General features: G+C 74.0%; 9 protein-coding genes. 5 read left to right on the forward strand and 4 right to left on the reverse strand.

Going from position 1 to position 5,678, the window contains the following annotated elements:
• Window positions 1–70: 70 nt before the first annotated feature.
• The 3 genes from MXD58_RS18510 to pcaH are packed head-to-tail and all read right to left on the reverse strand — an operon-like array spanning window position 71 to window position 1,846.
• Entirely contained in the window at window positions 71–484 is a 414-nt protein-coding gene (locus MXD58_RS18510) for a lyase family protein (RefSeq protein ID WP_248839403.1), read from the reverse strand.
• A gap of 10 nt (window positions 485–494) precedes the next feature.
• Window positions 495–1,055, reverse strand: coding sequence for a protocatechuate 3,4-dioxygenase subunit alpha (gene pcaG / locus MXD58_RS18515; RefSeq protein ID WP_248839401.1), 561 nt, complete (start codon window positions 1,053–1,055; stop codon window positions 495–497).
• Window positions 1,052–1,846, reverse strand: coding sequence for a protocatechuate 3,4-dioxygenase subunit beta (gene pcaH / locus MXD58_RS18520; RefSeq protein WP_248839400.1), 795 nt, complete (start codon window positions 1,844–1,846; stop codon window positions 1,052–1,054). Before pcaH ends, pcaG begins: the two co-directional genes overlap by 4 nt.
• Window positions 1,847–1,916: 70 nt before the next feature.
• On the opposite strand from pcaH, the gene MXD58_RS18525 reads away from it, so the two are divergent.
• From MXD58_RS18525 to MXD58_RS18545, 5 genes are all read left to right on the forward strand, one after another.
• Window positions 1,917–2,663: an IclR family transcriptional regulator gene (locus MXD58_RS18525; RefSeq protein WP_248839399.1), complete on the forward strand. Its 747-nt coding sequence runs from the start codon at window positions 1,917–1,919 to the stop codon at window positions 2,661–2,663.
• 126 nt (window positions 2,664–2,789) lie between these two features.
• Window positions 2,790–3,209, forward strand: coding sequence for a phage holin family protein (locus MXD58_RS18530; RefSeq protein ID WP_248839398.1), 420 nt, complete (start codon window positions 2,790–2,792; stop codon window positions 3,207–3,209).
• Window positions 3,206–3,739, forward strand: a complete 534-nt coding sequence (locus MXD58_RS18535; protein ID WP_248839397.1) for a DUF3618 domain-containing protein — start codon at window positions 3,206–3,208, stop codon at window positions 3,737–3,739. The genes MXD58_RS18530 and MXD58_RS18535 overlap by 4 nt, the downstream gene beginning before the upstream one ends.
• 57 nt (window positions 3,740–3,796) lie before the next feature.
• Window positions 3,797–4,300 (forward strand): DUF5990 family protein, encoded by a 504-nt coding sequence (locus tag MXD58_RS18540; RefSeq protein ID WP_248839396.1) that lies wholly within the window; start codon window positions 3,797–3,799, stop codon window positions 4,298–4,300.
• Between the two features lie 28 nt (window positions 4,301–4,328).
• The gene (locus tag MXD58_RS18545) at window positions 4,329–4,763 is read left to right on the forward strand and encodes an SRPBCC family protein (protein ID WP_248839395.1); all 435 of its coding nucleotides are present in this window, start codon (window positions 4,329–4,331) and stop codon (window positions 4,761–4,763) included.
• Window positions 4,764–4,773: 10 nt separating this feature from the next.
• Here MXD58_RS18545 and MXD58_RS18550 read toward each other — a convergent pair.
• Window positions 4,774–5,678, reverse strand: a 905-nt coding sequence (locus tag MXD58_RS18550; protein ID WP_374616320.1) for a phytoene desaturase family protein, incomplete at its 5' end; no start/stop codon positions are given.

Raw genomic sequence — 5,678 nt, forward strand, 5'->3', positions numbered from 1 at the left:
GTCTCGGAGCGACACACCCGCACCCCGGACGATCAACCAGCCGCTCCCGATCTACACCACGCAGTGGGACTCACCCGCGCCCCGCGAGCACTGTGCCGCGGTGGCCCTCGGCGATCGCGGCGAGCGAACCGACCTGGTCGCGCAGCTCCGCGCGCAGCCGTTCGACGACGTCACGCAGCAGCAGCACGACGCTGGTGTCGACGACGTCCTGGCTGGTCAGGCCACGGTGGGCCCACGGCGCGCGGGCCCGCAGCCGGGCCACCAGCGCCGGCACCGGATTCCCGGCGTCCTCGGCGGCACCCGCCAGGGCGGCGAGGTCATCCGGGCTGACGATCCCGGCGAGGTCGACGGTCCCCGGGGCGATGGCGGCCCGCGCGAGCGCGTCCAGCCAGGCCTGCTCGACCCGGATCATCGCCGCGAGCCAGGCGGCGTCGCTGGCCAGCGCGCCCGCGCGCTCATCACCGGGCCAGAAGAGATCACTCATGCTCGGGCGGTCACGGCCGCTGGCCCGGGTAGCGCAGGAACACCGTCTCGGCGGGCCCCCGCAGCCGGATGTCGAAGACGAAGCCCTGCCCGTCGGCCTCGGCGACGAGGGTCCGGCGGGCGTGTTCGGGCAGCGCGGACAGCAGCGGGTCGGCGGCCAGCGCCGCGGTGTCGCCAGGCAGGTAAGCGCGGGTGAACAGCCGGTTCAGCAGGCCGCGGGCGAACACGGCGACGGCGAGGAACGCCGCCCGGCCGGGCTCGGTCGGTCCGGGCGCGACGGTGGTGAACGCGTACGTCCCGTCCGGGCCGGTGGAGGCCCGGCCGAAACCGGTGAACGTCCACCCGTCTCGGCGCAGCGAGCCGGGTTCGCCGGCGATGGTCCCGTCGGGGCGGGCCTGCCAGATCTCCACGAGCGCGTCCGGTACCCCGAGCCCGTCCCCGTCGAGGACCCGCCCGCGCAGCACGATCGCCGCCGGGCTGCCGGGTGGCACCAGTTCACTGTCGCGGTCGTAGGACAGGCCGAGGTGGAAGAACGGCCCGACGGTCTGGCCGGGGGTAGCGATCGGTGTCACGCCCCATCCCCGTCCTGCGCCTCGGCGTCGAGGGGTGTCTGGCCGGGGCCGGTGAGGACGATGTCCCACCGGTAGCCGGTGGCCCACTCGTGGCTGGTCACGTCGTGGTCGTAGGCCGCGACCAGCCGGTCCCTGGCCCGCGGGTCGACGATCGACTGGTAGATCGGGTCGAGGGCGAACAGCGGGTCCCCGGGGAAGTACAGCTGGGTGACAAGGCGCTGGGTGAACGCGGTGCCGAACACCGAGAAGTGGAGGTGGGCCGGGCGCCACGCGTTGCGGTGGTTGCGCCACGGGTAGGGGCCCGGCTTGATCGTCTGGAACCGGTACCAGCCGTCGTCATCGGTCAGGCACCGTCCCGCACCGGTGAAGTTCGGGTCGAGCGGCGCCGGATGCTGGTCGCGCCCGTGCGCGTAGCGGCCGGCGGCGTTGGCCTGCCAGATCTCCACCAGCTGCCGACGGACCGGCCGCCCGTCGCCGTCGAGCACCCGGCCGGTGACGACGGTGCGCTCCCCGATCGGCGCACCCGGGTGGCCGACCGTGAGGTCCGCGTCCAGCGGCTCGACGTCACGGGCGCCGAAACACGGCGCGCAGCGCTCGATCGTCTCGGGGTCGACGTCGTATGCGGCCCGGCCGGGATGGCGGGCCAGGCTGGAGCGGTACGGCGGGTAGTCGAGCCTCGGCTGCGTCTCCGTGACACCCGCCCCGCGGTAGCCGGCGTCGAGGGCGGCCATCTCGGAGCTGATCACGGACTGCGGCTCCAGCTCGCGCGCCGGCACGGCCAGGGGATTCATGGCACGAACCGTAGGACGGCCAACCAGGGCAGACCTACCCGATTCTTCCACTCAGTGGAAGAATCGGGCCATGGCTGGCAACGTCGGGACTCCGGGTGCGACCGTCGCCGGGCGGGTCATGGCGATCCTCGGCGCCTTCGACGACCAGCAGCCGCGGCTGCCGTTGTCCGAGCTGGCGCGTCGCGCCGGCCTGCCGCTGCCCACCGCCCATCGCCTCGCGGGCGAGCTGGTGCGCCACGGCGCCCTCGCCCGCGTCGGCGGCGACTACGCCATCGGCCGACGGCTGTGGGAGATCGGTCTGCTCGCCCCGGTCCCCTCGACGTTGCGCGAGGCGGCGTCGCCGTTCCTCAACGACATCCACGCCGCCACCCGCGCCACCGTCCACCTCGCGGTCCGCGACGGCGAGCGGGTCCTCTACCTGGAGCGGCTGGCGGGCCGGGCATCGGTGCCGGTGGTCAGCACGGTGGGCTCGACGCTGCCGCTGCACGCGACCGGGGTCGGCAAGGTGCTGCTCGCGCACGCGCCCGCGGACATCCGCCGCCGCGTTCTCGCCGCGCTCACCCGCGTCACGCCGTACACGGTCACCCAGCCCGGACGCCTGCGTGCGCAGCTCGCCCAGATCCGCCTCACCGGCTACGCGACGACGGTCGAGGAGATGTCACTCGGCGCCTGCTCGGTGGCCGTACCGGTGCGACGCGAGGACCAGGTCGTGGCGGCCATCGGCGTCGTGGTGCCCACCCTGCGCCGCGACCGCGCGCGCCTCACCGCCGCGCTCCAGGTCGCCGCGCAGGGCATCGCCCGCCACCTGGGCGCGTGACCCGGCCGTCGAAAGGGCGGCGGCACAGTGTCGGTGTGACAGCGGCGGCCCGGGAGTGTTATAGGGCGAAGGCGGGGCAGGCCAGACGTAACGAGTAGTCACCCAGATGTCCCGACGGGGGTTGTCATGTCAGAGGTAACCGCCCACCAGCCGGGTGCCCCAGCGACGGCGTCCGCGGGCGAGCTGGTGAGCCAGCTTTCCGAGCAGGTGAGCCGGCTGGTCCGCGACGAGCTCACGCTCGCGCAGGCGGAGCTGACCCGCAAGGGCAAGAAGGCGGCGATCGGCGGTGGACTGTTCGGCGGGGCCGGGGTCATCGGCGTGTTCGCCGTCGGGACCCTGGTGGCGTGCGCGGTGCTCGGCCTGGCGACCGCGCTCGCGGCGTGGCTGTCCGCGCTGATCGTCGGCGTGGCCCTGCTGGCCGTGACCGGCGGACTGGCCCTGACCGGCAAGAAGGAGCTCAGCGCGGCCACTCCCCCACTGCCCGCCGAGGCCATCGAAGGCATGAAGACCGACGTGCACACCATCAAGGAGGCAGGACGGCGATGACCGAGTCACCCGCGACGAGCAACGGACCAGTGAGCCCGGACGAGGCCCGGGCGGACATCGTACGGACCCGCGCCGACCTCGCCGAGACAGTCGACGCCCTGGCGGCCAAGACCGACGTGAAAAGCCAGGTGAGCGCGAAGTCGACCGCGACGAAGGAGAAGGCGGCCGACGTCGCCAACCAGGCACGCACCAAGGTCACCGAGGCGACCGCCCCGGCCATCGCGAAGATCTCCGACGTCGCGACCCCGGCGCTGCAGAAGGCCTCCGAGGCCACCGCCCCGGCCCGCGCCAAGATCGCGGACGTGGCGACACCCGCGTTGCAGAAGGCCACCGAAGCAACCGCCCCAGCCCGCCAGAAGGCCGGCGAACTGACCGATCAGCTCAACGAGCGCACCGGTGGCAAGGTCGACGTCGCCAAGGAGAAGGCCACCACCGCCACCGCGACGGTGAAGGCGAAGCCCAAGGCCGCCGCCGGCATCGCCGCGGGCGTCGGCGCCCTCCTGCTGTTCCTGCGGAGGAAGCGGAAGTGAGGCCGCGGTGGACCGCTGACCATCCACGGTTATCGTGGTTCTGTGGCCGGACGCGGCTTGACCCCGAACGGGTGCGGTGCGGCGGACGGCGGTGCCAGGCGTCTCGAGATCCGCATTGAGGCCGTCGACCTGCCCGGCCGGGACTGGGGAGCACGCGGCGAGGCGCTCTGCCGCCGGAACGTTCACGTCGCCGTCCAGCGTCGCGACCGTCCGCAGGAACTCCTGGACCCGCACCGCGCCGACGCGCCCAGTGCCGTCTGGACGCTGCCGGCCACCGCGACTCACACGCTGGCCGGCCTGGACATCACCGGCGCCTACGTCCAGGGTCGGCCCGGGGGCCGGTTCATCTACCTGACCTGGGGCGCAGTGGACGACGCCGGCGCCTTCGCGATGTTTCGCCGGGCGAAGCTGATGCTCGACGCCGTCGATCCCGCCGTCCTCGACGCCGCGGGCCGGTCCGGCCGCCTCACCGGCCGACTTGGCCTCACCGATGCCAGGGGTGGTCCACTCTGCGCGGCGGTGCGGCCGCCCCTGGTCGCGTGGAGCGCCGCGCAGGGGTAAGTAGGCGCGGTCTGGTGAGACTGTGTCCATGGCAACTGTGTCGCGGCTGATCGGCGCTCCGGCGTCCCAGGTGTGGGCCGTGCTGGACAACGGCTGGACCTACAGCCGGTGGGTGGTGGGCACGGGCGCGATCCGGGCGGTGGACCTGCCGTTTCCCGAGGCGGGTGCGCGGCTGCACTACCAGATCGGCCGCTGGCCGCTGGCGAAGAAAGGCGTCACGACCTGCCTGCGGCACGACGCGCCCGCGGAGGTCGAGCTGGAGGCGGAGGGCTGGCCGCTGGGCACGGTGCACATCACCCTTGCCGTCACCGAGCAGGACGGCGGCACGCTCGTCGCGATCACCGAACATCCCAAGCGGGGCCTGGCCCGCGCCGTGCACAACCCGGTCCTCGACCGGTTGATCTGGCTGCGCAACGTCGAGACCCTGCGCCGGCTCGAGAAGGCCGTGCTCGGCCAACCCTGACCGCCGCCGGTCAGTCGGCGTAGATCCGGGCGTGGGCGGTCCGGGTCACCGCGCGGCGCACCGGTCCCAGCGCGCCGGCGGTGCGCAGCGCCACCCGCGCCGCCATCGCACCCGGCCCACCGTGCACACCGCCGCCGGGGTGCGCCGACATCGACGCCAGGTACAGGCCGGCCACCGGTGTCTCCGGTCGGCCCAGGCCCGGGACGGGGCGGAAGACGAGCTGCTGGTGCAGGCCGGCGGTGCCGCCGCCCAGGGCGCCGCGGTGCAGGGCGGTGTTCGCCGCCTCGATGGCCAGCGGGGACTGGATCTCGCGGCCCACGACCAGGTCACGGAAGCCCGGGGCGTAGCGCTCGATCTTTCGTTCGGCCCGCTCCACCAGCGCGGCGACGTCCGCGGCGGTCCACTGGCCGGTGATGCCCCGGCCGCCGGCGTCGCCGCGCGGCGCCTGCGGCACGTGGAAGTAGGCCCAGGCGCTCTCGGTGCCGGCGGGTGAGCGGGTGGGGTCCGCGGTGGTCATCTGCCCGAGGATGAGGAAGGGATCGGCCGGCACCTGCTGGCAGGCGAGCTGTGCCGACAGCAGGGTCAGGTCGTCCATGGTGCCGCCGAGGTGGACGGTGCCGGCGCCGGCGCACCGCGTGTCCGACCAGGGGATCGGCGCGGACAACGCCCAGTTGATCTTCATGGTGGAGTTGTCCCACTGGAACCGGTCGAGGTCGGCGAGCAGGCGGGCGGGCAGCTGGTCGGCGGCGACGAGATGGCGGTAGAGCGTCACGGCGTCGACGTCCGCGACGACCGCGCGCCGTGCCCGCAGTGTCGTCCCGTCGGCGAGGCGCACACCGCGCGCCCGGCCACCGCGGATGAGCACGTCGGCGACGGCGGCGCGGGTCCGCAACCGCCCGCCGCGCTCGTGCAGCC

It is taken from the genome of Frankia sp. AgKG'84/4 (genome assembly GCF_023242965.2).
Classification (GTDB): Bacteria; Actinomycetota; Actinomycetes; order Frankiales; family Frankiaceae; genus Frankia.

What these genes read in the sequence shown, in the direction of transcription:
- MXD58_RS18510 (WP_248839403.1), bottom strand. Translation starts at nt 484, where the DNA reads ATGAGTGATCTCTTCTGGCCCGGTGATGAGCGCGCGGGCGCGCTGGCC.
- pcaH (WP_248839400.1), bottom strand. Translation starts at nt 1,846, where the DNA reads ATGAATCCCCTGGCCGTGCCGGCGCGCGAGCTGGAGCCGCAGTCCGTG.
- MXD58_RS18525 (WP_248839399.1), top strand. Translation starts at nt 1,917, where the DNA reads ATGGCTGGCAACGTCGGGACTCCGGGTGCGACCGTCGCCGGGCGGGTC.
- MXD58_RS18530 (WP_248839398.1), top strand. Translation starts at nt 2,790, where the DNA reads ATGTCAGAGGTAACCGCCCACCAGCCGGGTGCCCCAGCGACGGCGTCC.
- MXD58_RS18535 (WP_248839397.1), top strand. Translation starts at nt 3,206, where the DNA reads ATGACCGAGTCACCCGCGACGAGCAACGGACCAGTGAGCCCGGACGAG.
- MXD58_RS18545 (WP_248839395.1), top strand. Translation starts at nt 4,329, where the DNA reads ATGGCAACTGTGTCGCGGCTGATCGGCGCTCCGGCGTCCCAGGTGTGG.